Source organism: Lysinibacillus alkalisoli (assembly GCF_014643595.1).
GTDB classification, from domain to species: Bacteria; Bacillota; Bacilli; order Bacillales_A; family Planococcaceae; genus Metalysinibacillus; species Metalysinibacillus alkalisoli.
Window position 1 is genome coordinate 91,757 of sequence record NZ_BMJT01000004.1, and the last position, 26,873, is coordinate 118,629.

30 protein-coding genes are annotated in these 26,873 nt (G+C 36.6%); 19 read left to right on the top strand and 11 right to left on the bottom strand.

The window, feature by feature from the left end; all coding sequences use genetic code 11:
* Nucleotides 1-7 precede the first annotated feature (7 nt).
* On the top strand, nt 8-1,099 hold the full coding sequence (gene phnW / locus IEW44_RS06800; RefSeq protein WP_188614552.1) for a 2-aminoethylphosphonate--pyruvate transaminase: 1,092 nt from the start codon (nt 8-10) through the stop codon (nt 1,097-1,099).
* Nucleotides 1,096-1,869: a phosphonoacetaldehyde hydrolase gene (gene phnX / locus IEW44_RS06805; RefSeq protein WP_188614297.1), complete on the top strand. Its 774-nt coding sequence runs from the start codon at nt 1,096-1,098 to the stop codon at nt 1,867-1,869. The genes phnW and phnX overlap by 4 nt, the downstream gene beginning before the upstream one ends.
* Before the next feature lie 85 nt (nt 1,870-1,954).
* Here the strand turns inward: phnX and def are convergent, their stop codons facing one another.
* Complete coding sequence (def, locus tag IEW44_RS06810) at nt 1,955-2,509, bottom strand: peptide deformylase (RefSeq protein WP_188614298.1); 555 nt, start codon at nt 2,507-2,509, stop codon at nt 1,955-1,957.
* 332 nt (nt 2,510-2,841) lie between these two features.
* Between def and pdhA the strand changes: the two genes are divergently transcribed.
* The 5 genes from pdhA (at nt 2,842) to IEW44_RS06835 (ending at nt 8,541) form a co-directional block, all read left to right on the top strand.
* Nucleotides 2,842-3,951 (top strand): pyruvate dehydrogenase (acetyl-transferring) E1 component subunit alpha, encoded by a 1,110-nt coding sequence (gene pdhA, locus IEW44_RS06815; protein ID WP_188614299.1) that lies wholly within the window; start codon nt 2,842-2,844, stop codon nt 3,949-3,951.
* A gap of 3 nt (nt 3,952-3,954) precedes the next feature.
* Entirely contained in the window at nt 3,955-4,932 is a 978-nt protein-coding gene (locus tag IEW44_RS06820; protein WP_188614300.1) for an alpha-ketoacid dehydrogenase subunit beta, read from the top strand.
* 23 nt (nt 4,933-4,955) lie between these two features.
* Complete coding sequence (locus IEW44_RS06825) at nt 4,956-6,218, top strand: dihydrolipoamide acetyltransferase family protein (RefSeq protein WP_188614301.1); 1,263 nt, start codon at nt 4,956-4,958, stop codon at nt 6,216-6,218.
* Nucleotides 6,219-6,224: 6 nt separating this feature from the next.
* Entirely contained in the window at nt 6,225-7,640 is a 1,416-nt protein-coding gene (lpdA, locus tag IEW44_RS06830; protein ID WP_188614302.1) for a dihydrolipoyl dehydrogenase, read from the top strand.
* Nucleotides 7,641-7,758: 118 nt separating this feature from the next.
* Nucleotides 7,759-8,541 (top strand): SDR family NAD(P)-dependent oxidoreductase, encoded by a 783-nt coding sequence (locus IEW44_RS06835; RefSeq protein ID WP_188614303.1) that lies wholly within the window; start codon nt 7,759-7,761, stop codon nt 8,539-8,541.
* A gap of 98 nt (nt 8,542-8,639) precedes the next feature.
* Here IEW44_RS06835 and IEW44_RS16000 read toward each other — a convergent pair whose 3' ends face one another.
* On the bottom strand, nt 8,640-9,467 hold the full coding sequence (locus IEW44_RS16000; protein ID WP_188614304.1) for a TetR/AcrR family transcriptional regulator: 828 nt from the start codon (nt 9,465-9,467) through the stop codon (nt 8,640-8,642).
* Between the two features lie 99 nt (nt 9,468-9,566).
* On the opposite strand from IEW44_RS16000, the gene IEW44_RS06845 reads away from it, so the two are divergent.
* The 3 genes from IEW44_RS06845 (at nt 9,567) to IEW44_RS06855 (ending at nt 13,890) form a co-directional block, all read left to right on the top strand.
* Nucleotides 9,567-12,635 (top strand): efflux RND transporter permease subunit, encoded by a 3,069-nt coding sequence (locus IEW44_RS06845; RefSeq protein ID WP_188614305.1) that lies wholly within the window; start codon nt 9,567-9,569, stop codon nt 12,633-12,635.
* A gap of 194 nt (nt 12,636-12,829) precedes the next feature.
* On the top strand, nt 12,830-13,216 hold the full coding sequence (locus IEW44_RS06850) for a CidA/LrgA family protein (protein WP_268236355.1): 387 nt from the start codon (nt 12,830-12,832) through the stop codon (nt 13,214-13,216).
* On the top strand, nt 13,213-13,890 hold the full coding sequence (locus tag IEW44_RS06855) for an LrgB family protein (protein WP_188614306.1): 678 nt from the start codon (nt 13,213-13,215) through the stop codon (nt 13,888-13,890). Before IEW44_RS06850 ends, IEW44_RS06855 begins: the two co-directional genes overlap by 4 nt.
* 39 nt (nt 13,891-13,929) lie before the next feature.
* Here the strand turns inward: IEW44_RS06855 and IEW44_RS06860 are convergent, their stop codons facing one another.
* A complete protein-coding gene (locus IEW44_RS06860) occupies nt 13,930-14,319 on the bottom strand; it encodes a hypothetical protein (RefSeq protein ID WP_188614307.1) in 390 nt (129 codons plus the stop codon).
* Between the two features lie 32 nt (nt 14,320-14,351).
* Here IEW44_RS06860 and IEW44_RS06865 point away from each other — a divergent pair, with 32 nt between their 5' ends.
* Nucleotides 14,352-14,717 (top strand): DUF1722 domain-containing protein, encoded by a 366-nt coding sequence (locus tag IEW44_RS06865; protein WP_188614308.1) that lies wholly within the window; start codon nt 14,352-14,354, stop codon nt 14,715-14,717.
* A 29-nt stretch (nt 14,718-14,746) separates the two neighbouring features.
* Entirely contained in the window at nt 14,747-15,406 is a 660-nt protein-coding gene (locus IEW44_RS06870; RefSeq protein ID WP_188614309.1) for a hypothetical protein, read from the top strand.
* Between the two features lie 55 nt (nt 15,407-15,461).
* Here the strand turns inward: IEW44_RS06870 and IEW44_RS06875 are convergent, their stop codons facing one another.
* Complete coding sequence (locus IEW44_RS06875; RefSeq protein ID WP_188614554.1) at nt 15,462-16,064, bottom strand: class I SAM-dependent methyltransferase; 603 nt, start codon at nt 16,062-16,064, stop codon at nt 15,462-15,464.
* A gap of 118 nt (nt 16,065-16,182) precedes the next feature.
* Here IEW44_RS06875 and IEW44_RS06880 point away from each other — a divergent pair, with 118 nt between their 5' ends.
* Nucleotides 16,183-16,455 carry a UPF0223 family protein gene (locus tag IEW44_RS06880; RefSeq protein WP_188614310.1) on the top strand — a complete coding sequence of 91 codons (273 nt, stop codon included), beginning with the start codon at nt 16,183-16,185 and terminating at the stop codon, nt 16,453-16,455.
* Between the two features lie 99 nt (nt 16,456-16,554).
* Here IEW44_RS06880 and IEW44_RS06885 read toward each other — a convergent pair whose 3' ends face one another.
* A complete protein-coding gene (locus IEW44_RS06885) occupies nt 16,555-17,172 on the bottom strand; it encodes a YktB family protein (protein WP_188614311.1) in 618 nt (205 codons plus the stop codon).
* 120 nt (nt 17,173-17,292) lie between these two features.
* Here IEW44_RS06885 and IEW44_RS06890 point away from each other — a divergent pair, with 120 nt between their 5' ends.
* Together IEW44_RS06890 and IEW44_RS06895 are read left to right on the top strand one after the other, a co-directional pair.
* A complete protein-coding gene (locus IEW44_RS06890; protein WP_188614312.1) occupies nt 17,293-17,490 on the top strand; it encodes a YkzI domain-containing protein in 198 nt (65 codons plus the stop codon).
* Between the two features lie 106 nt (nt 17,491-17,596).
* Nucleotides 17,597-18,388, top strand: a complete 792-nt coding sequence (locus tag IEW44_RS06895) for an inositol monophosphatase family protein (RefSeq protein ID WP_188614555.1) — start codon at nt 17,597-17,599, stop codon at nt 18,386-18,388.
* 79 nt (nt 18,389-18,467) lie between these two features.
* Here the strand turns inward: IEW44_RS06895 and IEW44_RS06900 are convergent, their stop codons facing one another.
* Nucleotides 18,468-18,653 carry a DUF5325 family protein gene (locus IEW44_RS06900; RefSeq protein WP_188614313.1) on the bottom strand — a complete coding sequence of 62 codons (186 nt, stop codon included), beginning with the start codon at nt 18,651-18,653 and terminating at the stop codon, nt 18,468-18,470.
* Nucleotides 18,654-18,773: 120 nt separating this feature from the next.
* Here IEW44_RS06900 and typA point away from each other — a divergent pair, with 120 nt between their 5' ends.
* The gene (gene typA, locus IEW44_RS06905) at nt 18,774-20,618 is read left to right on the top strand and encodes a translational GTPase TypA (RefSeq protein ID WP_188614314.1); all 1,845 of its coding nucleotides are present in this window, start codon (nt 18,774-18,776) and stop codon (nt 20,616-20,618) included.
* Between the two features lie 26 nt (nt 20,619-20,644).
* Nucleotides 20,645-21,010: a YlaH-like family protein gene (locus IEW44_RS06910; RefSeq protein WP_188614315.1), complete on the top strand. Its 366-nt coding sequence runs from the start codon at nt 20,645-20,647 to the stop codon at nt 21,008-21,010.
* 42 nt (nt 21,011-21,052) lie between these two features.
* Here the strand turns inward: IEW44_RS06910 and IEW44_RS06915 are convergent, their stop codons facing one another.
* Nucleotides 21,053-21,256, bottom strand: a complete 204-nt coding sequence (locus IEW44_RS06915; RefSeq protein ID WP_188614316.1) for a YlaI family protein — start codon at nt 21,254-21,256, stop codon at nt 21,053-21,055.
* Nucleotides 21,257-21,267: 11 nt separating this feature from the next.
* Nucleotides 21,268-21,765: a peptidyl-prolyl cis-trans isomerase gene (locus tag IEW44_RS06920; RefSeq protein WP_188614317.1), complete on the bottom strand. Its 498-nt coding sequence runs from the start codon at nt 21,763-21,765 to the stop codon at nt 21,268-21,270.
* Nucleotides 21,766-21,942: 177 nt separating this feature from the next.
* On the opposite strand from IEW44_RS06920, the gene IEW44_RS06925 reads away from it, so the two are divergent.
* A complete protein-coding gene (locus tag IEW44_RS06925; RefSeq protein ID WP_188614318.1) occupies nt 21,943-22,224 on the top strand; it encodes an Fpa/YlaN family protein in 282 nt (93 codons plus the stop codon).
* 63 nt (nt 22,225-22,287) lie between these two features.
* Complete coding sequence (locus IEW44_RS06930; protein WP_188614319.1) at nt 22,288-23,484, top strand: FtsW/RodA/SpoVE family cell cycle protein; 1,197 nt, start codon at nt 22,288-22,290, stop codon at nt 23,482-23,484.
* A 55-nt stretch (nt 23,485-23,539) separates the two neighbouring features.
* Here IEW44_RS06930 and IEW44_RS06935 read toward each other — a convergent pair whose 3' ends face one another.
* From IEW44_RS06935 to IEW44_RS06945, 3 genes are all read right to left on the bottom strand, one after another.
* Nucleotides 23,540-24,211: an ABC transporter ATP-binding protein gene (locus IEW44_RS06935; protein ID WP_188614556.1), complete on the bottom strand. Its 672-nt coding sequence runs from the start codon at nt 24,209-24,211 to the stop codon at nt 23,540-23,542.
* Between the two features lie 4 nt (nt 24,212-24,215).
* The gene (locus tag IEW44_RS06940; protein WP_188614320.1) at nt 24,216-25,289 is read right to left on the bottom strand and encodes an ABC transporter permease; all 1,074 of its coding nucleotides are present in this window, start codon (nt 25,287-25,289) and stop codon (nt 24,216-24,218) included.
* Between the two features lie 164 nt (nt 25,290-25,453).
* Nucleotides 25,454-26,377, bottom strand: a complete 924-nt coding sequence (locus IEW44_RS06945) for a COX15/CtaA family protein (RefSeq protein ID WP_188614321.1) — start codon at nt 26,375-26,377, stop codon at nt 25,454-25,456.
* Nucleotides 26,378-26,873 lie beyond the last annotated feature (496 nt).

A 26,873-nucleotide genomic window follows, 5' to 3' on the forward strand; every position in this document is an offset into this window, starting at 1 on the left:
GTAAATCATAATGACTTATAAATTATTAACACCTGGCCCGCTTACTACAACGATGTCCGTGAAAGAAACAATGCTACAAGACCGCTGTACATGGGATGATGAATATAAAGCATTAACGCAGTCCATTCGTCAAAATTTATTAGAGGTGGCTTTAGTATCATCTGATACGTATACGGCTGTTTTAATGCAGGGGAGTGGCAGTTTTACAGTAGAGTCAGTGCTTACTACAGCTGTAGGTGCAGAGGATCATATTTTATTTATTACAAATGGCGCTTATGGTGAACGCATGACACAGATTGCTCAAACTATTGATTTAAACTATACAGTCTATGCTGTGCCATACAATGAAGTGCCTACTAAAGAACAAGTAACACAATTATTGCAGCAAAATGACCATATTACACATGTAGCAATGGTGCATTGTGAAACAACAACAGGCATATTAAATCCTATTGAAGAGATGGGTAGCGTGGTGGCAGCATTCAATAAAGTATTTATTGTAGATGCAATGAGCAGCTTTGGTGGTGTACCCATTGATTTTGAAAAATGCCATATTGATTATTTAGTGAGCAGTGCTAATAAATGTATTGAAGGTGTACCAGGTTTTGGTTTTGTAATTGCGAAGCGAGCTGTTTTACAACAAACAGCTCATCAGGCGCGTAGTGTAGCATTAGATTTATATGATCAATGGCGTGTTATGGAGATAGATGGTAAATGGCGTTTTACTTCACCAACCCATGTAGTCGCAGCTTTTGCTCAGGCGTTGCAAGAGTTACAACAAGAAGGTGGCGTTGAAGCAAGATATCAACGTTACAAAGAAAATAATGCTCTTTTGCGTAAGGAGATGGCACGTTATCATTTCCATCCGTATATTGAGCCGACTTATCAATCTCCGATTATTACAACTTTTTTATTCCCACATGCTCATTTTGATTTCCAAGCATTTTATCATGAGATGAAAGCAAATGGCTTTGTGTTATACCCTGGTAAGTTGACAGAAGTAGATACATTTCGTGTAGGTAATATTGGCGATGTACATAAAGAAGATATGCAACGCCTTATGTTAAGTGTGAAAAAATATATGGAGGTTGTACAATGATAAAAGGTGTTATTTTTGACTGGGCAGGTACTACAGTAGACTTTGGATGTTTTGCACCTGTGGAAGTGTTCTTAACAATTTTTGAAGAAGAAGGTATTGAAGTAACATATGAAGAAGCACGGAAACCAATGGGGATGTTAAAGATTGACCATATCCGTACCATGTTGCAAATGCCACGTATTGCAAGCGAATGGCAAGTCATTAAGGGGGCGCCTTCTACAGAACAAGATGTGCAACGTATGTATGCTTCTTTTGAGACACAGTTAATGGCTACATTAGCTCAATTTACAACGCCTATCCCTCATGTTGTTGAATGTGTAGAGGCATTACGTCAACAAGGGATTAAAATTGGTTCAACAACGGGGTATACAACGAAGATGATGGCCGTTGTAAAAGAAGGTGCAGCTCGCTTAGGGTACACACCAGATACGATTGTCACAGCAGATGACGTATCAGGCTACGGAAGGCCCTATCCTTATATGATATTTGAAAATATGAAACGATTACAATTAAGCCATGTAGATGAAGTTATTAAAGTTGGAGATACAGTATCAGATATTAAAGAAGGTGTACAAGCGGGTATTTATACAGTTGGCGTATTAGTTGGCAGTTCAGAGATGGGCTTAAGTGAAGCAGCATATGCACGCTTAAGTGTAGAAGACCGTCAAAAAATTATAGCAGCAACAAAAGCAAAATTTGAAGCGGCAGGGGCAAATGCGACAATTGAGACAATGGCGCAATTATTGCCATTAATTGAGACACTTTACTAAGCATAACATTAGCGTAATAGTGCAAATATACTTTCTAAAAAATAAGTGGTAAGCGAAATAGTAACGTTCGCTTACCACTTTTCTGTTATCGTTCGTAAGGTTGTGCGTTTGGAATTTCTTCAAAGGGATGTTGTTTATTAATGCGATCATAAAACATTGTGCCATTCAAATGATCTAATTCATGTTGAAAAGCAATGGCAGCAATCCCTTTTAATCGCATTTTTTGTTCGTTGCCATCTATATCATGAAATTTCACAGTAATACGTGCATGTCGTGGCACGTAGCCAGGCACATCACGGTTGACAGATAAGCAACCTTCTCCTCCTGTCAAAAATGTGTTTTCTACAGAATGGCTTGCAATTTTAGGATTAATGGCAACAAACTCTAATTGTTTACCAGTATCGTCTTCTAAATAAATGGCAAACATACGTTTAAGCACATTAATTTGATTAGCAGCTAAACCAATGCCACTTCTTAAGTTATATTTCTCAGCCAATTCAGGATCTTGACTGTTTTTTAAAAAAGTTAACATAGCTTCTGCAGTTGCACGTTCCTCATCCGTTAACGGAAAAGTCATTTCTACAGCGCGTTCTTTTAAAGTGGGATGGCCTTCTAAAATAATATCATCCATCGTAAGCATAAAAATTCTCCTTTCTAACAGTAAAACGGGTTCTTATCTATAGTATACAAGAAATAAAAAGCATTCAACGAATTTCGATTAAAGTGTGAAGGATGTTATGTGAAAAGGTAAGTAGGGTATAGTTTTATAGGAGTTCTTTTTGATTTGTTATAACACAGTTTGATGGATATAGTATAACAGAGTGGTACAGTTGTGGAAAAGAGAAATAGTGCGATATGATTGATATTATATGATTGACCGACAGAAAAATATTAAGTATACTGTTCGTAAGTTCAAGTTGTACTATAATTAATTAAAAATAAATTAATACAGTTAAGAAAGGGATGGAACAAATGGCTAACAATAATATTTTAGACCCACAAAAAACTTTGCATGAGATTGAAGAAAAGTTTGAAATGTTTCAAATTTTAAATGAAGAAGGCGAAATCGTTAATGAAGAAGCGAACCCTAATCTATCAGATGACGAATTAGTTGAACTGATGAGCCGTATGGTATACACACGTATTTTAGACCAACGTTCAATCTCATTAAATAGACAAGGACGTTTAGGTTTCTATGCGCCAACAGCTGGTCAAGAAGCTTCACAATTAGGCTCACAATTTGCATTAGAAAAAGAAGATTGGATTTTACCAGGCTATCGTGATGTCCCTCAAATTGTATGGCATGGTCTACCATTAGAAAAAGCATTTTTATTCTCTCGTGGTCATTTTGTAGGTAACCAAGCACCAGAGGGTGTCAATGTATTATCGCCACAAATTATTATCGGAGCACAATACATTCAAGCTGCTGGTGTAGCATTGGGCTTGAAAAAACGCGGCACAAAAGGTGTTGCTGTAACTTATACAGGTGACGGTGGCTCATCACAAGGTGATTTTTATGAAGGTATTAACTTTGCAGGCGCATTTAAAGCACCAGCTATTTTCTTTATTCAAAACAACCAATATGCCATTTCGACACCACGTGAATTGCAAACAGCCGCAACGACATTAGCACAAAAAGGCGTAGCAGCAGGTTTGCCGAGTGTATTAGTAGATGGTATGGATGCTTTAGCTGTTTATGCAGTGACAAAGGATGCACGTGAACGCGCACTACGTGGCGAAGGTCCAACGTTAATTGAGACAATGTGTTATCGTTATGGCCCACATACAATGGCTGGGGACGACCCAACACGCTATCGTACATCCGATATTGACTCGGAATGGGAAAAGAAAGACCCATTAGTACGTTTCCGTAAATATGTTGAAGCAAAAGGGCTTTGGTCAGAAGAAAAAGAAAATGAAGTGATTGAGCGTGCAAAAGAAGAGATTAAACAAGCGATTAAAGCAGCAGATGCAACGCCAAAACAAACAGTTACGCAGTTAATGGAGAATATGTATAAAGGCGATATGCCTTCTAATGTGAAAGAACAATATGAAATTTATAAAGAGAAGGAGTCGAAATAAGCTATGGCACAAATGACGATGATTCAAGCGATTACTGATGCGCTACGTACAGAATTAAAAAATGATGAAAACGTACTTGTTTTTGGTGAAGACGTTGGCGTAAACGGAGGGGTGTTCCGTGCAACAGATGGCCTACAAAAAGAGTTTGGCGTAGACCGTGTATTTGATACACCTTTAGCAGAGTCAGGTATTGGTGGCTTAGCGATTGGCTTATCTCTTACAGGGTATCGACCAGTACCAGAGATTCAGTTCTTTGGTTTCGTATATGAAGTTATGGATTCTATTAGTGGGCAATTAGCACGTATGAGTTACCGTAGTGGTGGTGTTTACCACGCGCCAGTAACGATTCGTTCACCATTTGGTGGGGGTGTACATACACCAGAAATGCACTCAGACAGTTTAGAGGGATTAATGGCTTCGCAACCAGGGCTAACAGTCGTTATACCTTCTACACCCTATGATGCAAAAGGGTTGTTAATTTCATCAATTCGTGATGACAATCCTGTTATTTTCTTAGAACATTTAAAATTATATCGTTCATTCCGTGAAGAAGTGCCAGAAGAGGCATATACGATTCCTTTAGGTAAAGCGGATGTGAAACGTGAAGGCGCAGATTTAACTATTGTAGCTTATGGTTTAATGGTACATGAGAGTTTAAAAGCGGCAGAAGAATTGGAAAAAGACGGTCATTCAGTAGAAGTAATTGACTTACGTACTATTCAACCATTAGATGTTGAAACGATTATTGCTTCTGTACAAAAAACAGGACGTGCTATCGTTGTGCAAGAAGCACAAAAGCAAGCAGGTATTGCAGCAAATGTTGTAGCAGAAATTACAGAACGTGCTATTTTACACTTAGAGGCACCTGTACTACGCGTTGCGGCACCAGACACTGTTTATCCATTCCCACAAGCTGAGGGTGTATGGTTACCAAACTTTAAAGATGTAATCGAAACAGCGAAAAAAGTATTAGAGTTTTAATAACGAGAAAGGGTGGAGAAAACATGGCTTTTGAATTCCGACTACCAGATATCGGTGAGGGTATCCATGAAGGCGAAATCGTAAAATGGTTCGTTAAAGCAGGTGACGAAGTAAAAGAAGATGATGTACTTTGTGAAGTGCAAAACGATAAAGCAGTGGTGGAAATCCCATCACCTGTTGAAGGTAAAGTAGAAGAAGTATTAGTAGCAGAAGGTACAGTGGCTGTTGTTGGTGATGTGTTAATTCGTTTTGATGCACCGGGATACGAAGACTTAAAATTAAAAGGTGACGATCATCACGAGCAAAATGAAGCTGCTAAAACAGAGCAACCAAAAGAAACACCAAAACAAGAAGAACAAGCAGTAACGAAACGTGTCATTGCCATGCCATCTGTGCGTAAGTTTGCACGTGACAATGACGTGAATATTCAAGAGGTTGTAGGGACAGGTAAAAATGGTCGTATCGTAAAAGCTGATATTGAAGCCTTTTTAACAGGAGATACGCCGTCATCAGAAACAGAAGAAGTACAAGAACAACCGACCGCACAGCAACCCGCAAAACCAATCGTACCAGCAGGTGTTGACTTCCCAGAAACGCGTGAAAAAATCACACCGATTCGCAAAGCGATTGCTAAAGCAATGGTTCATTCGAAACAAACAGCGCCTCATGTTACACTAATGGATGAAGTAGATGTAACAGCACTTGTTGCGCATCGTAAGAAGTTCAAAGAAATCGCAGCAGAACAAGGTGTGAAACTCACATACTTGCCTTATGTAGTAAAAGCGCTAGTAAGTACATTGCGTAAATTCCCTGAACTAAATCGCTCATATGACGATGCTACAAGTGAAGTGATTCAAAAGCATTACTTCAATATTGGGATTGCAGCAGATACAGATAAAGGCTTATTAGTACCAGTTATCAAACATGCAGATCGCAAATCTGTCTTTGCCATCTCCAATGAAATTAATGAGTTAGCAGTGAAAGCTAGAGAAGGTAAACTAGCAGTTGATGAAATGAAAGGTGCATCATGCTCAATTACTAACATTGGCTCTGCTGGTGGACAATGGTTTACACCAGTAATTAACCATCCTGAAGTAGCGATTTTAGGCATTGGTCGAATTTCTGAGAAACCTGTAATAAAAAATGGTGAAATTGTAGCTGCACCTGTGTTAGCATTATCATTGAGCTTTGACCATCGTATGATTGATGGTGCCACTGCACAACACGCTTTAAATCACATTAAGCGTTTGTTAAGTGAGCCAGAATTATTATTAATGGAGGCGTAATAAATCATGGTAGTAGGAGATTTCCCTATTGAAACAGAAACTCTAGTTGTTGGATCAGGTCCCGGAGGTTATGTAGCAGCTATTCGTGCAGCACAAACTGGACAAAAAGTAACAATCGTTGAACGCGATACAGTAGGTGGCGTATGTTTAAACGTCGGATGTATCCCATCAAAAGCATTAATTTCAGTTGGGCACCGTTTTGTTGAAGCGAAAAATTCAGCAGACATGGGTGTTGTTGCTCCTGAAGTAACATTAGACTTCTCAAAAGCACAAGCTTTTAAAGAGAGCGTTGTTAAAAAATTAACAGGTGGCGTTGAAGGTTTATTAAAAGGTAATAAAATCGAAATCGTAAAAGGTGAAGCTTATTTTGTAGATGCTAACACTGTACGTATTATCGATGGTGAAAATGCACAAACCTATACATTTAAAAATGCGATTTTAGCTACAGGTTCACGCCCAGTTGAAATCCCAACATTTAAATATACAGACCGTGTTATTAATTCGACTGGTGCTATCAATTTAAAAGAATTACCAGGTAAATTAGTAGTGATCGGTGGCGGTTATATTGGCACAGAGTTAGGCTCTGCTTATGCTAATATGGGCTCAGAAGTAACAATTATTGAAGGTGGCAAAGATATTTTAGCTGGTTTCGAAAAGCAAATGACACAAATTGTGAAAAAAGGCTTGAAGAAAAAAGGCGTAGAAATCGTTGTTAATGCTTCTGCTAAAGGTGTAGAAGAAACAAAAGACGGCGTTAACGTAACATACGAAGCGGGCGGAGAAGAAAAAACAATCGAAGCAGACTACGTATTAGTTACAGTTGGGCGTCGTCCTAATACAGACGAGATGGGTCTTGAAGAAGTAGGCATTACATTTGCAGAGCGTGGCTTAATTGCTGTTGATCAACAATGTCGCACAAACATTCCGAACATTTATGCGATTGGTGATATCGTTGAAGGCCCTCAACTTGCTCATAAAGCTTCTTATGAAGGTAAAATAGCAGCAGAAGCTATTGCTGGTGAAAAATCAGTTGTGGATTATTTAGCAATCCCAGCCGTATGTTTCACAGACCCAGAAATGGCAACTGTAGGTTATAACGAAGAGCAAGCAAAAGCAGAAGGCATTGAGTACACAGCAGCGAAATTCCCATTTGCAGCTAATGGACGTGCATTGGCATTAAATGCAAGTGATGGTTTTGTTAAATTAGTCGCACGTAAAGAAGACGGTTTACTTATTGGTGCTCAAATTGTTGGTGTTGGCGCATCTGATATGATTGCTGAAATGGGCTTGGCTATTGAGGGCGGCATGACAGCAGAAGATATCGCTTTAACTATTCATGCACACCCAACATTAGGTGAAATCACAATGGAAACAGCAGAAGTATTACTAGGTAATCCAATTCATATTTTAACAAAAAAATAAAATAATGAATGAGCGCATAGCGATAAGCTATGCGTTTTTTTATAAAAAAGCGATTATACAGAAAATTGCGTTGTTTTGCTTTATAATGAAAGTAGCAAGTATAAGGGGAGTGTTGTTGATGGAATTAGGTTTACAAAACAAAGTAGCAATTATTACAGGTTCTAGTAAAGGTATAGGCTATCAGACAGCGTTACAACTCGCTCAAGAAGGTGCTCAAGTCGTTTTAGTTGCTAGGGGTGAAAAGCAACTAAAAGTCGCCGCTAATAGTATTAAAGATGAGACAGGACAATCACCATTAATTGTGCCTGCTGATGTCTCAAAAGAAAAAGAATGTAAGATGATTATTGAAAAAACAATGGCTACATTTGGCCAGATTGATATTTTAGTAAATAATGCAGGTACTTCTTCTGCTCATCAGTTTGAGTTAGTTTCATCTGAGCTATGGCAATCGGATTTGGATTTAAAGCTATTTGGGGCTGTAAATTGTGCAAAGTATGCGACACCATACATGCGTCAAAATGGCGGCGGGTCAATCGTGAATATCATTGCTGTGTTAGCTAAAACGCCACCAGCAAGTTCGCTACCTACAACAGTTAGCCGTGCAGCGGGGCTTGCTTTAACAAAAGCGATGAGTAAGGATTTAGGTAAAGATAATATTCGAGTGAATGCCGTTTGTATCGGTTTAATTCGGAGTGATCAAATTGAAAAGCGCTGGAAGGCAGAAGCACCTGATGTAACTTGGGAAGAGTATTCTGTAAATGTTGGTGAACAAATCCCATTGTCTAGAATTGGGGATACAATTGAAGCATCTAATGTTATTACCTTTTTAGCATCAGAGGCCGCAAGTTATGTTACAGGAACAGCGATTAATGTGGATGGTGGCTCTAGTGCCGTTTTATAAAACTAATAAAAGAAGTTGCGCAATTTTGCGCAACTTCTTTTTGCTTGTACCTCCCCTTACGTTATCTTATAAAATAAAAGTAGGGTAAGGGAGACAGCTTAATTATGCCAAGTACCATTGCGGACAAGAAAAGCAATCCAGTTTAATTTCTCGTTATGTTGGATATTGGCTAACATGCCTTTCACAATGACTTCATTAGGTTTAGATTGTTCACATTGTTGCAATAATAATTGTAAACTCTCATTATAAAAATTGTCAAATTGCTCATGTGTTAATACTTGCTTTATTTCCTTGGAAATAAGATCAGGTGTAATAATAGTATTAATTGTTAATTCTTTTTGCTGTTCATCAATGTACCATTCTGTAGTATGCAGCACAATTAAGTCTAAGCGAGCACTCAATACATGTGCTAAACGTGCGAAGTCATAAGGTTGTCTATGACATAATATATGATGGACATAACCATTTACTAAACCTTTTAATGTCACAAGCAAATCTGTTAAAAAAGGTAGGATGATATCACCATAAACTTGTAATAATATAGTGGTTGTTGTTTGTTCAACCAATTTATTATAATAATCGAATTGCTCAATGATTGAAGTGTTAAGTGACCATTGTTGCTGTGTATACATTGAGATAAAGGGCATTTTTTCTTCTAAAATAGTGAAGGAGAGAGCAAAGTAATGTTGTAACTTTTGGCGAGGTGGTAAGTTACTCACTTCTAAATCACTAAAGCGATTTACAATTTCTTTGAAGTAGTAGTCAAATAAATGTGTGAGTAAATCATCCTTAGACTTAAAATGTAAATAAAAAGCACCTTTAGAAATCCCACATGCTTTTGTAATATCTTCAATAGATGTCCCTTGAATGGATTGTTGTGAAAAAAGAATACCAGCTTGTTCAATAATTAATGTTTTTTTGGACATATCGTCTTGTTCCCTCCCATATGAATTGACATATGACTAATTGGTCATTATTATAATTAATTATGACTAAGTAGTCAAAAATAGAAAGTTGGTGCACTCTTGAATGGAATAATAAAGTTTGTATTGAAAAATAAGTTAGCCGTTTGGTTATTGACTTTTATTATCGCTGGTGCAGGTTTATATGCAGGTACCCGCATGAAGCTAGAGACAATTCCAGATATTACAGTTCCAGTGGTTACTGTAATGACAGTCTATCCAGGGGCAACGCCTGAACAGGTGATGGATGATGTTTCAGAGCCGATTGAAAAGTCTATATCTAGCTTAAAAGGCGTAAAAAATGTACACTCTAGCTCCTACGCTAATATGTCTAGTGTACAAGTTGAGTATCGCTATGGCACAGATATGGAAGATGCTGAACGAGAAGTCAAATCGATTGTCGAAGGTTTAACTATGCCAGAGACAGTAGAAAAGCCTACGGTAGCACGTATTACGATGAATGCTTTCCCTATTGTCGCTTTAAGTGTTTCAAGTGATCAAGAGGACATTGCACAATTAACAAATACCGTAGAAAGTATTGTTAAACCTCAGTTTGACAAAATAGATGGTGTTTCTTCTGCGTCAATCTCAGGACAGCATATTAATGAGATTACTTTAAAATATCATGAAGACAAAATGGCCTCATTACAAGTAACAGAAGATACAGTTAAGCAAATGATCCAAGCTATGGATGTGCGTGCACCTTTAGGTTTGTTCCCATTTGAGGATAAAGAACAATCCGTAGTAGTTGACGGTAAATTAACGTCTGTTGAACAATTAAAAGAGTTGCAAATCCCTGTTACACCTAATGCAGATAACCCCTTACCATTTGTAAAATTAGGTGACTTAGCAGACATTAAAGAAATCGGCAAGGTTGAGTCCGTATCACGTACAAATGGTAAAAACGCCATTGCCATTCAAATTGTAAAAGGGCAAGAAGCAAATACAGTTGATGTAGTAAACGATGTTAAAGCTGTTGCAAAAGATATTGAGAAGAAGCATAGCGATTTAACATTAGATATTACACTTGACCAAGGTGAGCCCATTGAAAAGTCAATTGAAACGATGTTTAGTAAAGCTTTATTTGGTGCAGCTTTTGCTGTATTAATTATTTTACTATTCTTGCGCGATTGGCGCTCAACTATTATTTCTATTATATCGATTCCGTTATCAATTTTAATTGCTTTTGTGATTTTAAATCAAATGGACATTACATTAAATATGATGACTTTAGGTGCAATGACAGTAGCAATTGGTCGAGTGATTGATGACTCCATTGTTGTTGTGGAGAATATTTATCGCCGAATTCATTTAAAGAACGAGCCATTAAAAGGCCGTGCTTTAATTCGAGCAGCAACAATTGAAATGTTTAGACCTATTATGTCGTCTACATTAGTAACAGTAGCTGTATTTGCACCATTAGTATTTGTGGGTGGCATGGTTGGTGAGTTATTTATGCCGTTTGCCTTAACAATGACCTTCGCATTAGGGGCTTCTTTACTTGTAGCGATTACGATTGTACCTGCACTATCGCATACTTTATTCAAAAAACAAATGTTAGGTACAGCTAAAAAGCCTGCAAAACATAAAGAACACGGTAAACTAGCTCACGGTTACCGTAACATATTGAACTGGACATTAAATCATAAATTGATAACAACGATGGCATCAATTGCAGTCCTAGTAGCAAGTTTATTCCTAATACCGAAAATTGGATTTAGCTTTTTGCCAGAAGATGACCAAAAAGTAATGTATTTAACGTATACACCTGAAGCAGGAGAATTACGTGAGGATACGTTGAAAAATGTAGCGGTTGTAGAAGAAAAAATGATGGCTAATAAAGATGTCAAAACCGTTCAAATGTCTATTGGAGGTAATGACAATGCCATGATGGGTGGCGGAGCAGATGGCTCATTAATGTTCATTATCTTTGATGCAGATACAAAAGATTTTACAAATAAAAAAGAAAAGTTAACAAAAGAAGTAACAAGTTTAAAACAATCGGGCACATGGAAGAGCCAAGATTTTGGCATGACAGGCTCAACAAATGAAGTAAGCTATACTGTTTACGGTGAAACGATTGAAGATTTAGAAAAAGTAACAAAAGAATTACAAGATAAGATGGTAGCATCAAAAGAAATTAAAGATGCAAAAACTAGCTTATCAGATCGTTTTGATGAATATACATTACAAATTGACCGCGAAAAAGTAGAACAAAATGGATTGACTACCATTCAAGTAGCTATGTTATTAAATCCTAATACGCCTACAGAAAAGCTAACTACACTACAAAAAGATGGTAAGGATGTTAACGTAATTGTTGAAAAAACAAAAGAAGCACCAAAGAATTTTGATGCCGTTTTAGAGACAGATATTCCTACACCATTAGGTAAAACGATTAAAGTTAAAGATGTTGTGACCGTACAAGAAGGTAGCGCAGCGAATAAAATTGATCGTCAAAGTAGTCGTTTATTTGCTACAGTATCGGCTACAGTCCAAGGCGATGATGTAACGAAGGCAACAAGCGAGATTAATAAAATCGTAGATAAACTTGATGTACCAAAAGGTGTCGAAATTGAAACAGGCGGGGTAGCGGCTGACATGGTAGAAGCATTTACACAGTTAGCACTTGCTATGGTAGCAGCTATTGCAATCGTCTACTTTATTTTAGTTGTCACATTTGGTGAAGGCTTAGCGCCGTTTGCTATTCTGTTCTCACTACCATTCACAGTAATCGGTACGTTGGTGGCTTTATTTATTGCAGGCGAAACCATTTCGGTATCTGTATTAATGGGGTTACTGATGTTAATTGGTATTGTAGTAACGAATGCCATTGTATTAGTAGATCGCATCATCCACATGGAGCACGATGGTAAACCAATGCGTGAAGCAATATTAGAGGCAGGGATGACACGTTTGCGTCCGATCCTGATGACAGCAATTGCAACAATTGGCGCGTTAATACCTTTAGCTATTGGAGCAGAGGGTAGTGGTTTAATCTCCAAAGGTTTAGGGATTACAGTAATCGGTGGTTTAATTAGTTCTACTATATTAACACTTGTTATTGTACCTGTAGTGTATGAGTTTATTTCAAAGTTATTAAAGAAAAATCGTCTACAAACAGAAGAATAAGAAATGAGAAAAAGTCTCTTACGATGAGGCTTTTTCTTTTGCTTTAATTAGCTAGATAGGTAATAGTAGGTGCTAATTTACTCGTTAATTTACAAAAAATAAGCGTTATTTCGGAATTTTCTTTAATGTCAATAATTAAATGAGCATGGACAATGCTGTTCTATTAGGCGTAAAATGGGGATTATGATAAGGAGGTGGACCTCATACGTATAATACGAACTATTTTTCAAATTGTGATTTTATATGTGTTTTATTTAGTAGGTACATGGATAGTTACAGTTACAGGTCTACCGTTACCAGGTAGCATTATTGGTTTATTATTATTATCAATTGGATTATTTACTAAAATAATTAATGTAAAATTGATTGAAGCAGGCGCCAGTTTTCTTATTGGTGTCTTAACGATTTTCTTTATCCCTGCAACAGTAGGGATTGTAAAATATCCAGAGTTATTATCTTCTAATGGGGCCAAACTAATTTTAGCTGTATTATGTAGCTCGGTCTTAACGATTTACATTACAGGCGTTTTTACAAAGTATGTAGAAAAAAAGTCGCTTGTTAAGAAGGAGGAAGAACTATGATTGCAATAGGCATCATTGTAAGTACATGCCTCGTCTTTTACTTGATGACAAAATTATATCAACGCTTCCCTACGACTTTTTTGTTACCAATATTAACAACGACTACACTTACGATTACTATTATATTATTTTTTGACATACCTTATGAAACATATATGCAAGGTGGCGAATGGCTTAATAAAATGCTAGGACCAGCCGTTGTAGCATTAGCTTATCCTTTATACAATCAACGAGAGCTCATAAGAAAGTATCGTGTTGCTATTTTATCTAGCATTGTCTTTGCTTTATTGTCGGGTTTGATTAGCGTATATGTGTTTACTAAATTAGCAGGTATTAGTACACAATGGATGTTAACGGCTTTGCCTAAGTCATTAACTACGCCAATTGCGATGCAAGTAAGCGAATCTATAGGTGGTATTCCGTCGTTAGCTGCTGTCCTAGTCATGGTAGCAGGGTTTACAGGTGCAATTTTAGGGCCATTAATTATTAAGATAGGTCGAATTGATACAGCAATTAGCAGAGGCGTAGCGCTTGGTAGTGCTTCGCATGGAGTAGGGGTTTCTAAATTAAAAGACTACGGTGAAAAAGAGTTATCTGTAGGTTCTTTAGCAATGGGAATGAGCGCAGTTATTGGTGCTTTTGTCTGTCCGATTTTTGCTTATCTTATTATGTGAGAAGAACAGTACGACTGAAAAGGATGGCTCAGTCGTACTTTATTTTTTGTGAGTATACGTTTTACGATATGTAGCTAATAGCATCATAAATAGAAGATGAATCACAATCCACCCGCTTAATGCCCATATCGTAATGGGGAAAGATTGAATAGCAATCGTTGATAAGATGAAATATAAAAATAGGGTAATAAAAAATAAACTCACAATATAGATTTTTTGATAACGGGCGGGTAAAGAGATAAAAATAACATAAATTACAGTCGTCGTTAACAAATGATACGTAAAGTCTAAAACAATCGTTGAATTAGGCCATATAAAATCTACATTTAACAATAATTTCACAAGTGTAGTAGAAAATAAGCCATCCCATATGGATGCTGTTACTACTAAAAAAACGGTTAATAGGATAATCCGTATCACATGTTTCAAATCATTCACCTCACAATATAAGGAGTGATAAAATGCGTGCTCAAGTTGAACGTCGTTGGCGAGAAGAAAAATACCATGTACTTTATTATAGTCAAAAACATTATTTAGCCATAAGACAAGCATTAAAGGATACTCAAATAACAATAACACAATTAGAGCAAATGATCATTGAAGCCAAACATCAAGTACTAACGATTGGCAATATGCGTAACACGTATGAACATATGTGGGGCTATTTTAAAAAGAAGGCAAACGACAGTGAAAAGACGCACTTCCATCAGTTGCTGAGAGAACTCACCGTTGAAGATGATAGTGAATTGAATCGTTATACCTATGAGTTGGCAAAGAAATATGAAGTGACTTACCTACTTCATAGTACCCTGTTAAAGGTAGAATAGCGTATACTATAAAAGAGGGGAGGATGACTATGATTGATGAGAAAAGTGTTGTTAATAGTACACTATTGTATTTATTGCAAACTAGTAATACACAAGTGAAGGCAGCTAATAATTTTCAAGAATTAGCCCAATCTTATTTGCAAACAAAACGCATAACACCATCAGAGCTACAGCAATTATTTACGTACTACATGACACATTTACCAGCTTTTAAAGCAATGACCATTCAATTACATGAAGAAACGATCGCTTTACTTACAGATGAAAAAGAAATGATGTATGAATTGCCATCTCACTTTTTTGAGCAAGTGAATACAAAGCCAGAATGGTTGGCTAATGTATTTGCAGAAGTGACAGCATTAACCGCATCATTAAAAGGGCAGACAATATGGCAGAAGGAGGTTTTACCAATGTCAGAACAAACTACATTTGACCAATTACGCTTAGCGATAAAAAACTTATATAAAAATAGTGATAATAATGTGCGTCACCAAATTAAGCCATTATTAGGCGAATTACTTGCGATTGAATGTGCTTATGAAGAAGAAGAAGATTGGCAGACGGCCTTACTACAAATGCAAGATACATTATATGAATTAGATTTGGATACAAAAGAGAGTTTGAAGATGCAAGTACGTTTGTTGAAAATGATTACATACATAATACGTGAGAATGATAGCATTTCGTAAAAATGCATAATAACCGAGCTAAATCAAATGTGAAATTTGATCGCTCGGTTATTTTTTAGCAAGTCTTTTGTATAATAAATTGCACAGTATGAGCGAGCCCAGTGTGTAAAATTCCTTCAGTACGCATCTGTTCGCCTGTAAAGAAATGCAGTATTTTATGATGTTCACACCATGCTAGTACTTGTTTAGCATCATATAACCAGTCTTGATCGGGTGGGCCACCAGTTTTATAGTGTAATTGTGTTTCACTATATACTTCGATCATTACAATGCCACCTTGTTTTACACTAGTCATTATTTTGTCTAATACATGAAATTGATCTGTCTTATGAAAGTGCCCAAAAACCATAATCGCACCATCAAACTGCTGTACAGGTAAATCATCATTGATAAGGTCACATAATACAGTATTCACAGTAACCTGATTTTTATTAGCTAATTGTGTAGTTTTAGTTAAGCCACTCTCAGCGTAATCAAAAGCCGTAACTACATGCCCCTTTTGTGCTAAAAATACAGCATTGCGTCCTTCACCTTCTGCAAAGGCTGCAATCTCTTTGTGGTCTTGTAAAGCGTCCACATGGCTTTTAATAAAAGCATTTGGGCTTTCACCATACATATATTGTGCTGTATCAAAACGCTTGTGCCAAGTATTCATAATTTCACACTCCTATTACATGTAGTGTAGCGAAAAAGATAAAATTAAGCGAATCGTATGTTTGCAACCATATGTATAATTTGGTTAAATGAAGCTATTATAAATAAAGGTGTGTTTTAGTATGGATTACTCTTATCCGTTATTACCCGAGTGGACAACAGAAGAAATGATTGATGTAGTAGCCTTTTTTGAAGCGGTTGAACAAGCTTATGAAAAGGGAATTCAACAAGCGCTATTTATGGCTAAATACAAACGCTTCAAAGAGATTGTACCATCGCAAGCTGAAGAAAAAACATTATGTAAACAATATGAAAAGGGGAGTGGTTACATTCCTTATCACGTTGTAAAGCTAGCGAAAGCAAGTGAACCAAATAGAAAACTTCAGTTAAAATAAATAAAAACCCAAAACATCACTGATTTTGTGAATGTTTTGGGTTTTTATTGTTATACGTATAAATTTATATGACATGTGACGATATCATTTATATAAGCATTAATGAGCCTCTTGCATAATACGATATATTGGAAGCAATGCTTCAAATGTTTCTTCAACAAATTGTTTAAAGTCTGAATGAGATAATGTAATAGCTGTCTCTTTACTAATGTGACGACCAATAAGGAATTCGGCTTTTTTTATTTGCGTCATACGTTGTAGTAAAGCAGTTGTCTCCTCAGCAACAGGGAAAGCGGGTTTTTCCATATGGTTACCTGACACAACAAAGTCTTTTGGTAATGCGTGTAGTATGTCTTCTTGTTGCAAAAGTTGTTGGGCTATCGCCATTTTTGTAGGCACTTCATAAATGACTGCAACAACGATAAAAATATGGCTATCCCACATCCCAATTTGAAAATGAGGTAGCATCTTATAGCCTCGCTTATTTGGTGCAAAGGCTACCCAAGTATCGTTAGGTGGGTTAATTGTACGTCTAGCATGTTTAGCTACATGAGGGAAAAATTCTTCACCTAAAGATATAGAGAAATAACTTGCAAAGTGTTCGCCAAGGTCTTGAAGTTTGGGTTGGATAAGTTGTTGTAAAGCGGTCATACGAGGTGTTAAACCTTCAATTTCAAAAACCTCGAAATCTTGCTTTGTCCAAAAAAAATCTTTCATTTTTGCCACTTCCTTTTCTGTTTCTAGGTTTATTATGCGCAAAAACGGGGGAAAAATGAAGTAAGAAGCTATCAGCTTTAGAACTACAACAACTCCTATTAAAAAAGGAAGGTGTTTATAATGAAACAAGTTGTCAAAATGGTACGTAAATCAGACATTGAGAAACAATACACTCTGATGCTTCAACTCGAATTGGATTATGAATTAGCCACGTTATTTGATGCGATGCAGCAACATAACGAGAAAGATATAGAGAAAAGTAAAAAGCGATTAGCAGAAATTCATAAGGAGCTTGAAGTGCTACATGTGTATGCTTAGAATTATACCGGGATAAAAAATCACTTGCTGTGAGGTCATTCAGCAAGTGATTTTTGTTATACTAAAAGTAAGGGGAGTAACAGAAGTGAAGAAGGGTGGAATTGATTTGGATATAGGCGTATTAGATAAATTTGCACAAGAAATTATTAAAGAAGCGGGAGAGCGTATTCGCGCTGCATTTTCTTACGATTTAATTATAGAGACAAAATCGAATGCCAATGATTTGGTCACAAATATTGATCGTGATACAGAACTATTTTTCATTGAAAAAATCAAGGCGTTTGATGTTACTCATCGCATTTTAGGTGAAGAAGGTATGGGAGAGAAGGTAGAGTCATTAGAAGGCGTTGTATGGATTATTGACCCAATTGATGGCACGATGAACTTTGTTAAGCAACATCGTCATTTTATGATCAGTGTAGGTATTTTTATTGAAGGTAAAGGCAAACTTGGTTACATATACGATGTGATGCGTGATGACTTATTTTATGCAATAGCAGGTGAAGGAGCTTGGTATAATGACAAGCCTTTGCGTAAATTAACACCTGTGAAATTAGAAGAGGCAGTCATCGGTATTAATGCAAGTTGGGTGACGCCCAATAAACGTGTGAATCATGAAAAAATGATTCAATTAATACGTAAAGTGCGCGGAACACGTTCTTACGGTTCAGCAGCAATGGAGATTGCATTTGTAGTATCAGGTAAGCTAGATGCTTATATATCCATGCGGTTAGCGCCTTGGGATATTGCAGGTGGTATTATTATTGCAAGCGAAGTAGGAGCTATTGCAAGTAATTTAAAAGGCGAGCCTTTTGATTTTTTAAGTCAAGATACATTTATCATTGGAAATCCAACAGTGTATCAAGAAATTATTGCAAATTATATTGAGCAATTATAAAAGTTCACGTATTCGTCATTTTCTTATGAATAAAAAATGCCAGCGAGACAAATAACGTACTCGTTGGCATTTTTATTGCTTATAATAGATTTTGTTCGCGGAACTTACGCTTTAGTTTAAAGCCATTCATAAATACAAAGCCAACTGCTAAAATACTGGCGATAATACCAACGGCACTTTTTATTGCAATAGAGTAGCCAATTGCACACATAGATAAGATCGCAGCAAGCGCCATTATGGCCATTACAACTTTGGCACGATTCATCCGATTACCTCCTTAATTAAGAGAAGTTTAGAAAAAAGAAAAGTTCAAAAAGACAAAGCAATTTATCTTATGCTATAATAACACAGTTAAACAACTGAAAAAAGAATATGGAGTGGAACAATGACTAAATTACGCCAAGATATTCGAAATATCGCAATTATAGCACACGTTGACCATGGTAAAACGACATTAGTTGACCAATTATTAAAACAATCAGGTACGTTTCGTGCCAATGAACACACTGAGGAACGCATGATGGACTCAGGTGATATTGAACGTGAACGCGGTATTACGATTTTAGCAAAAAACACAGCAGTAAGTTATAATGACACGCGAATTAACATCCTTGATACGCCTGGACACGCAGACTTTGGTGGGGAAGTAGAACGTATTTTAAAAATGGTAGACGGCGTTGTACTAGTTGTCGATGCGTATGAGGGTTGTATGCCTCAAACACGCTTTGTATTAAAAAAAGCGTTAGAAGAAAAATTAACGCCTATCGTTGTTGTCAATAAAATCGATAAGCCAGCAGCTCGACCAGTGGAAGTAGTAGATGAGGTATTAGAGTTATTTATCGAGCTAGGTGCAGACGATGACCAATTAGAATTCCCAGTAGTATATGCTTCGGGTGTGAATGGTACAGCAAGTGATGATCCAGACCCAAGTACACAACAAGAAAACTTACACGTATTGTTTGATACGATTATTGAACATATTCCAGCGCCAATTGATAACTCAGAAGAGCCATTACAATTCCAAGTAGCTTTACTTGACTATAATGACTATGTAGGTCGTATTGGTATTGGACGTGTATTCCGCGGTAAAATTCATGTGGGGCAACAAGTAGCCCTAATGAAATTAGACGGCTCTGTTAAACAGTTCCGCGTTACTAAAATCTTTGGCTTCTTCGGATTAAAACGCGAAGAAGTACAAGAAGCATCCGCAGGGGATTTAATTGCAATCTCAGGTATGGAAGACATTAACGTAGGTGAAACGATTTGTCCAAATGACCACCAAGAAGCGTTGACACCATTGCGTATTGATGAGCCTACACTACAAATGACATTCCTTGTGAATAATTCACCATTTGCTGGTCGAGAAGGAAAATGGGTAACAGCACGTAAAGTAGAGGAGCGTTTACGCTCACAATTACAAACGGACGTATCCTTACGTGTTGAAGATACAGATTCGCCAGATGCTTGGATTGTTTCGGGTCGTGGAGAGTTGCATTTATCGATTTTAGTTGAAAATATGCGTCGTGAAGGCTTTGAGTTACAAGTATCAAAACCACAAGTTATTATTCGTGAAATTGATGGTGTGAAATGTGAACCATTTGAACGTGTTCAAATTGATGCACCAGAAGATACTGTAGGTTCAATTATTGAATCAATTGGTACACGTAAAGGTGAAATGCTTGATATGATTAACAGTGGCAATGGTCAAGTACGTTTAATCTTCTTAGTACCTGCTCGTGGTTTAATTGGTTATACAACTGAATTTATGTCATTAACAAAAGGCTTCGGTATTATTAACCATACGTATGATAGCTATAAACCAATGATACAAGGACGCATTGGTGGTCGTCACCAAGGTGTGTTAGTTTCAATGGAAACAGGCAAATCAACAACATATGGTATGATGCAAGTAGAAGACCGAGGTACATTATTTGTAGAACCAGGTACAGAAATTTATGAAGGTATGATTGTTGGTGAGCATACACGTGACAATGACCTTACTGTAAATATTGCAAAAACAAAACAAAAAACGAATGTTCGTTCAGCTACGAAAGACCAAACAAGTGTTATTAAAAAACCTCGCATTCTAACATTAGAAGAGGCACTAGAATATTTAAGTGATGATGAATATTTAGAAGTAACACCAGAATCAATCCGTTTGCGTAAAAAAGTACTTGATAAAAATGAACGCGAAAAAATGGCTAAAAAATTACGTAACGCTGAACAATAATTCACTTTTGTGAAAGGGTGAAATCATTGGACTGGTTATTACTCCTTGAGGCAAGGGAGCTAGAAACAGGAACAAGAGAAGCAGCATTAAATGATTTAACAGGGATTACGCGCTTTATTTATGAGGTGTCACCAAGTAATGAAGTAGCAGGTTATATCGTATTTGGTGCAGTATTTCTGTTATGTGCGATTGTTTATAAGTTAGGTTTTGCACGCAGTAAATTAAAGCTTTGGCAAAACTTAATTGTGTATGGCTGTTTATTTTTAGGATGTATTGTATTAACATTTTTAGCATTAGCGTTACCAATGATTGAAGGTTTAATTGTAGCCGTACTCATATTGGCGATTTATAAAGGGCGATTAAAGTTTGAAAAGTCCGATGCTGAAAGTTAATCATATAAAAAAGAAGTGCTATCAGCAGCACTTCTTTTTTTATTAAAATTCTTTATCTAATAAAGGTGATGTTTTATAGACGCGGAACATACCTGTAGCAAGGCGTTCCTCTGTTTTATGTGTAATTCTTGTATGACACTCATCACACATATACGTATGGATGGGACGGTTACGTAATTTTTTAGCCATAGGTGAGTCGTCATCAATTTGGCCTAATGTATCACAAACTACACATTTTACACGCATGTAACCCCTCCTTATTGAATCACAATAGCTTTTACATTTTTAAGTGGCGAATCTACATTTGAGCCATCTGCTTGTAAAATATGAACAGGACCATCTTCTACCATTTTACCATCTTGACTAAATTTTAATAGCAAGGTTTTGGCATCTTCTAATGTAACCGTATGTGTTGTATCATCTTGTAATTGGAAAACAACTTCAGTGGCAGTCTCATGTACTTCTGCATTTTTGATAAAGTGATGTAGGTGAATACCAAAAGTACCTGTCTGCATACCTTTGCGGTCAAATTTACGTTCGGATTTTAGCGTTGGCGGGAAAGTAGCCCCTTCCATAATTTCACGAGACCAATGCTGACCTACAGCACGCATATATTTAATGTCCTCATCTTCTTCTTCAATTTGCTCTGTGAAATAGGTGGTTAAATCCACTTTACGGTCATCAAAAATCCATACAGTAGGGTCTAATGTTAATGGGAACTTCACATCTCCCGAAATTGTAATAATTGTTTCCATTCAAATATGCCTCCTTAAGTATTGCTTCTTGTCCAGTATACCGCATTTTTTTTAATGTAGAGAATAAAAATCACTCAACATCTTGAGTAAATAGAGGTAGACGCTTGCAATTTTACGCATGAAAAGCTAAAATTTATTAAGATACACTGAAGAATTCAAGATGATGGGGGCGTCCTCATGGATACAAAAACACCAACTTCTTTTGAAGAAAAGGCGATGGAACTTTTAATTGCCGATGCAGAAAAAATTTCACGATTAATTAGCGTGCAAATGGAAAACTTGACAATGCCTCAATGTCCTTTGTACGAAGAGGTATTAGATACACAAATGTTTGGCTTATCTCGAGAAATCGAATTTGCAGCTAGACTAGGCTTAATTGAGCGCGAAAAGGGTAAAGAAATCCTAGACTCGCTTGAGAAGAAGCTTTCGGCAGTGCATGATGCACACACGAAAAAATAAAAGAAAACTCAAAGCGCGTACCATTCGCGATTTGAGTTTTTTTTCTAGAGAATGAGGTTGGCCATGAAGCGTTATATGAAACAGTATTTGCGAAACTTTGATTATGGACTATTTATTACATACGTTGTGTTATGTTTATTTGGTTTGGTTATGATTTATAGTGCAAGTATGTTAGTGGCTGTCATGATTGAAGATCAGCCACCTGATTATTTTTATAAAAAACAGTTAACGAGTATTATTGCTTCCTTCTTTGTATTTGTGGTAGGTGCGATATTACCTTATCGGATTTATCAAGAGCGTAAAATAATGGGTACCGCAATTTTAGTATGGATTGTGATGTATATTAATTTATGGTTAATAGGTGTAGGTGCAGAAGAAGTGGGTTCACGCAGTTGGGTAAACTTATTCACGATTATTCCCTTCCAACCATCTGAATATGTAAAGCTATTCGTTATTTTATACTTTGCCTCTGTGTTATCTAATAAGGCGAAGAAGAGCGATAACTTGTACTTAAAAGACATTCGTATCCCTATGGTGATTTGGGCGGGCGTTATTTTATGTGTTATTACAGAGCCTGACTACGGAGCAACCACATTAATTATTGCTATTACAATTTCAGTCATTATGGCAAGTGATTTAAATGCTAAGTCCTTTTGGAAGGTGTTCGGTTTCGTAGGTGCAGGTAGTGTAGCATTAGTAGGTGTTGTTACCTTTTTAGCTCCTCACTTCTTTACAAGTAATCGTATGAGTCGTATTACTTCGTTTTTAGATCCATTTAAAGATTATTTGGGTGATGGGATGCAAGTTGTACAAGGTTACATTGCGATGGGCTCTGGAGGCTTAAAAGGCGTTGGCATGGGGCAGTCTGTACAAAAATTAGGTTATTTGCCAGAACCCCACACCGATTTTATTATAGCCATTATTTCAGAAGAACTTGGTATTGTTGGAGTTACTATTGCGTTAGGTGGTTTAGCCTTTATTGTATTAAAGGGCTTTATAATAGCGATTCGCTCTACCGATTCGTTAGGGCGCATGTTAGCAACAGGGATTGCAAGTTGGATTGGCTTACAAACATTCGTTAATATAGGCGGTGTTACTGGCTTAATTCCGTTAACAGGTGTCACATTACCTTTCTTTAGTATGGGAGGTACATCATTGCTTGTGTTATCGTTTGCAATGGGGATTTTAATTAATGTTTCCACATTACAAAAAATGAAACGTAATCGTTTAGTTGAACAAAATAAAGTGGATAACAAATAAGGTATAGAAAAACACTACTGAAATTTGCCAGTAGTGTTTTATTTATGACGTATTTTTAGTTTTCTTGCTTTAATACGCCATCCGTCATTTTAAACACTTTGTCAAAGTAAGGAATTAAACGTGTATCGTGTGTGACAACAATAGTTGTATTATTTTGTAGTTTAGTTTGTTTTTGTAATAATGACATCACTTCAAAGGCTCTGTCAGAGTCTAGGGAGGCTGTTGGCTCATCCGCAAGCAAAATAGCAGGCTTTGTATATAAAGCCTTTGCAATAGCTACACGTTGTCTTTCACCGCCTGATAAATCGTTAGGTAGTTGTTGTAATAAATGTTCAATGCCTAATGTTTGAAATAGATGTGTACGTTCTTCAGGTGACATATTATGTTGTTTTACACGGTCTAAAAGTGAAAACTGCTTGTCCACCGTAAGAAATGGTACAAGATTTGATGCTTGTAAAATAAAACCAATATCTTGCAAGCGTACTTGGGCTAATTCTTTTTCTCTCATATTTTTGAGGGAGCGTCCATTAATTAAAACATCACCTTCAGAGGCTGTTTGTAATCCGCCAGCAATAGTTAAAAAGGTACTTTTTCCAGATCCAGAAGGGCCAATAATAGCAATCAATTCTCCTTCATTTGCCGAAAATGTAGTAGGTTTCAAAGCTTTAATTGTATTATGACCGTCACCAAATGTTTTAGATGCATCAATGAATTGTAGAGTGGGCATCATGTTAACCTCCAATCGCTTTCAATGGATCAATTTTAAAGATACTTAATACAGAGAAAACAGCGCCTAAAATCGCTACGATAATAAAGATAAGTGCATAGATTAGCATGGATAGAATATCAAATTGTACAGGCACTTTGTAAGGAAGAAATGCACCTGTAAGCCAAGTTAAGGCAAAACCTAAAGCTACGCCGACTACAGTTAAAATAAAGGTTTGAGCAACAACAGAGCGGGCAAGATAAGCATTGCTAATCCCTTGAGCCTTAAGTACGCCAAACATGCTCGCTTTTTGTACGGTTAATACGTATAAGAAGATAGCAATAATGACAGATGAAATGACGATAAGAAAAGCAATCATCAATGTTAATGTGATATTTTGAGCCGCATAACCAGGTAATTTTTCGATAAACGTTTCTGTCTCTACTACTTCTAAAGAGGTAGGAACTTTAATTGTTGAAATATTCTCGGATTGAACAACTACAGCATTTACTAAGGGGTCGCTTTCTATTGGTAATCCTTTAATTTGTTGCATGGTCTCAAACGATGTATAGAGTACAGGAGCTGCGTTAAAGCGTGCATGATCAGTGAAACCTACAATGGTAACATATTTATCAGAAGAGGAGAGTTTTACCTTGTCTCCTACTTTAAAGCCTTCACTTTTTAAATAATCCGCCGCTACAACATCACCCTTACGCCCAAACATATGACCATCTGTAATATTTGGTGCAATAAAATCATCGGGTTGCACAGCAAATATGGCAACGCCCTGTCGTGTATCTTCATCTGAAACTCGTGAAGCAATAGCATTGATTTGAGCAATAGGTGCAAGATGGTTGGCATTTTTCACTTGAGACACATCATCTGTAGATAAAATGGATTGAGGTAAACTTTTATCTGATTCATCTGTTAAGATAATAGCGTCTGCTTGCCATTTATCCACAGCTTCTCGGTTCATATTAGCTAAACCATTAACAAGTCCTGATAAAAAAAAGACAAGATAAGCAATTAATAATAATACACTGCTAATCAGTATGAAACGTAATTTATTCTGTTTAATTTCATTCCAGGCAAGAAACATCATATCACTCCTTTTATTGACATATAGTATACCGTAAAAACGCTACAAGTAACAAAAAAAGACGAATGTATCACTCTGTAATCTCTGACAACACTTACATCGCTTTATAAATGAAAAAATGTTAGACCGAGATAATCGGTCTAACATTTTTCTTTAGCTACGTTTTAACGATTACGCTTATTATATTCACTACGTGACACGAGTAGAATCATATAACATAATAAGCCAAATAACAGTGAAATAAATAACGAATGGAAGAGTGAAACAATTAAATCTAAGCCTGTTGTAATTACAAATAATCCCGCTACAATTTGTAACACAACAAGTATGAAGGCTGTAATCCAACCCCAGTAAATTACGCGTTGCTCTTTATAATGTTTTACAGCATGGATTAGAATAATTAACATCCAAATAAAGAAAATCAATACGGCAAAACGATGTCCCATTTGTACCCATTCGTACATATTGTCTGGCAAGTTAAAGGGATCTTTGTTGTAACAAAGCGGCCAGTCAGGACAAATTAGACTAGAATCTGTATGGCGTACAAGTGCACCAGTATAGACAACGAAGTAGGAATAAATTGTAATGCCAATAGTATGCCATTTTAATGGATTGCCAATACTTATTTCATCGGCATCAAATTTTTGATCTACTTCAAATACAATTAATGTGAGCAATAATACAGCAGCAAATGAAATTAAAGAGATACCGAAGTGTAAGGCTAAAATAAAATCACCTTGTCCCCATAAAACCTGTGCAGCTCCAATTAATGCTTGTGCAACTAAAAAGAAAATAGCAAGGAAACCTAAAAATTTCACTTCACGTACATGTCCAAGTTTACGCCACGTCCAAAAGGTTAAAATAACAATAAAGATAGACACAGCACCTGTCACAACACGGTGAGAGAATTCAATTAATACTTCTTTAGTAATTTCAGTTGGAATTAAAGAGCCATTACAGCCCGGCCAATGTCGTCCGCAGCCTAAACCACTATCCGTCTTTGTAACGAGGGCACCACCTAGTAAAATAAGGAGCATACCAACTGTGGCACCGACAGCAAACCACTTCATATATTTACTTTGTTGCATAAGAGTTTAGCCACCTACTTTTATCAGTCAATCGACGCTTGTAATGAAAGCGTTTCTGCTACTTGATAATATCGAATATAGGCACAAAACACAACTTCTTTAAAAGTTGGTAACTGAAGTGTCAAAGCCATTTCACAAATTGTTCATAATTTCGTGCTTTAACCTTCACAAATGATTTTAGAAAATGCTTTACTATAGATATGTTGATTTCACTAAAATTTCTTGTTCGTAAATGAATTTTCACAACTTCATTGAAATTTCACTAAACGTCTAGAAATTATGCGAGAATTTCGCTATAGTTAAGTTAGCGGAATATGCTTACTAGAATAATTGACAGCTCGTTTTTTTATCCGTACTTGTTTTGTAACAACATAAACGAATTGTGAAATATACATGCAAAAAGTATGGAGATTTCACAAAAATGCCGTTTGTCAGTCGTTATAAAAGCACGTATTGTAAAGAAGCGTATGCAACATTTATTTATGTAAGTGAATTT

Coding starts and splice junctions, on each gene's coding strand:
- IEW44_RS06855 (WP_188614306.1), top strand. CDS start 13,213: ATGATTGCAATAGGCATCATTGTAAGTACATGCCTCGTCTTTTACTTG.
- IEW44_RS06920 (WP_188614317.1), bottom strand. CDS start 21,765: ATGGAAACAATTATTACAATTTCGGGAGATGTGAAGTTCCCATTAACA.
- IEW44_RS06930 (WP_188614319.1), top strand. CDS start 22,288: ATGAAGCGTTATATGAAACAGTATTTGCGAAACTTTGATTATGGACTA.
- IEW44_RS06945 (WP_188614321.1), bottom strand. CDS start 26,377: ATGCAACAAAGTAAATATATGAAGTGGTTTGCTGTCGGTGCCACAGTT.
- pdhA (WP_188614299.1), top strand. CDS start 2,842: ATGGCTAACAATAATATTTTAGACCCACAAAAAACTTTGCATGAGATT.
- IEW44_RS06870 (WP_188614309.1), top strand. CDS start 14,747: ATGATTGATGAGAAAAGTGTTGTTAATAGTACACTATTGTATTTATTG.
- IEW44_RS06900 (WP_188614313.1), bottom strand. CDS start 18,653: ATGAATCGTGCCAAAGTTGTAATGGCCATAATGGCGCTTGCTGCGATC.
- def (WP_188614298.1), bottom strand. CDS start 2,509: ATGCTTACGATGGATGATATTATTTTAGAAGGCCATCCCACTTTAAAA.
- IEW44_RS06940 (WP_188614320.1), bottom strand. CDS start 25,289: ATGTTTCTTGCCTGGAATGAAATTAAACAGAATAAATTACGTTTCATA.
- IEW44_RS06880 (WP_188614310.1), top strand. CDS start 16,183: ATGGATTACTCTTATCCGTTATTACCCGAGTGGACAACAGAAGAAATG.
- typA (WP_188614314.1), top strand. CDS start 18,774: ATGACTAAATTACGCCAAGATATTCGAAATATCGCAATTATAGCACAC.
- IEW44_RS06915 (WP_188614316.1), bottom strand. CDS start 21,256: ATGCGTGTAAAATGTGTAGTTTGTGATACATTAGGCCAAATTGATGAC.
- IEW44_RS06820 (WP_188614300.1), top strand. CDS start 3,955: ATGGCACAAATGACGATGATTCAAGCGATTACTGATGCGCTACGTACA.
- IEW44_RS06925 (WP_188614318.1), top strand. CDS start 21,943: ATGGATACAAAAACACCAACTTCTTTTGAAGAAAAGGCGATGGAACTT.
- phnX (WP_188614297.1), top strand. CDS start 1,096: ATGATAAAAGGTGTTATTTTTGACTGGGCAGGTACTACAGTAGACTTT.
- lpdA (WP_188614302.1), top strand. CDS start 6,225: ATGGTAGTAGGAGATTTCCCTATTGAAACAGAAACTCTAGTTGTTGGA.
- IEW44_RS16000 (WP_188614304.1), bottom strand. CDS start 9,467: ATGTCCAAAAAAACATTAATTATTGAACAAGCTGGTATTCTTTTTTCA.
- IEW44_RS06835 (WP_188614303.1), top strand. CDS start 7,759: ATGGAATTAGGTTTACAAAACAAAGTAGCAATTATTACAGGTTCTAGT.
- IEW44_RS06935 (WP_188614556.1), bottom strand. CDS start 24,211: ATGCCCACTCTACAATTCATTGATGCATCTAAAACATTTGGTGACGGT.
- IEW44_RS06885 (WP_188614311.1), bottom strand. CDS start 17,172: ATGAAAGATTTTTTTTGGACAAAGCAAGATTTCGAGGTTTTTGAAATT.
- IEW44_RS06865 (WP_188614308.1), top strand. CDS start 14,352: ATGCGTGCTCAAGTTGAACGTCGTTGGCGAGAAGAAAAATACCATGTA.
- IEW44_RS06890 (WP_188614312.1), top strand. CDS start 17,293: ATGAAACAAGTTGTCAAAATGGTACGTAAATCAGACATTGAGAAACAA.
- IEW44_RS06825 (WP_188614301.1), top strand. CDS start 4,956: ATGGCTTTTGAATTCCGACTACCAGATATCGGTGAGGGTATCCATGAA.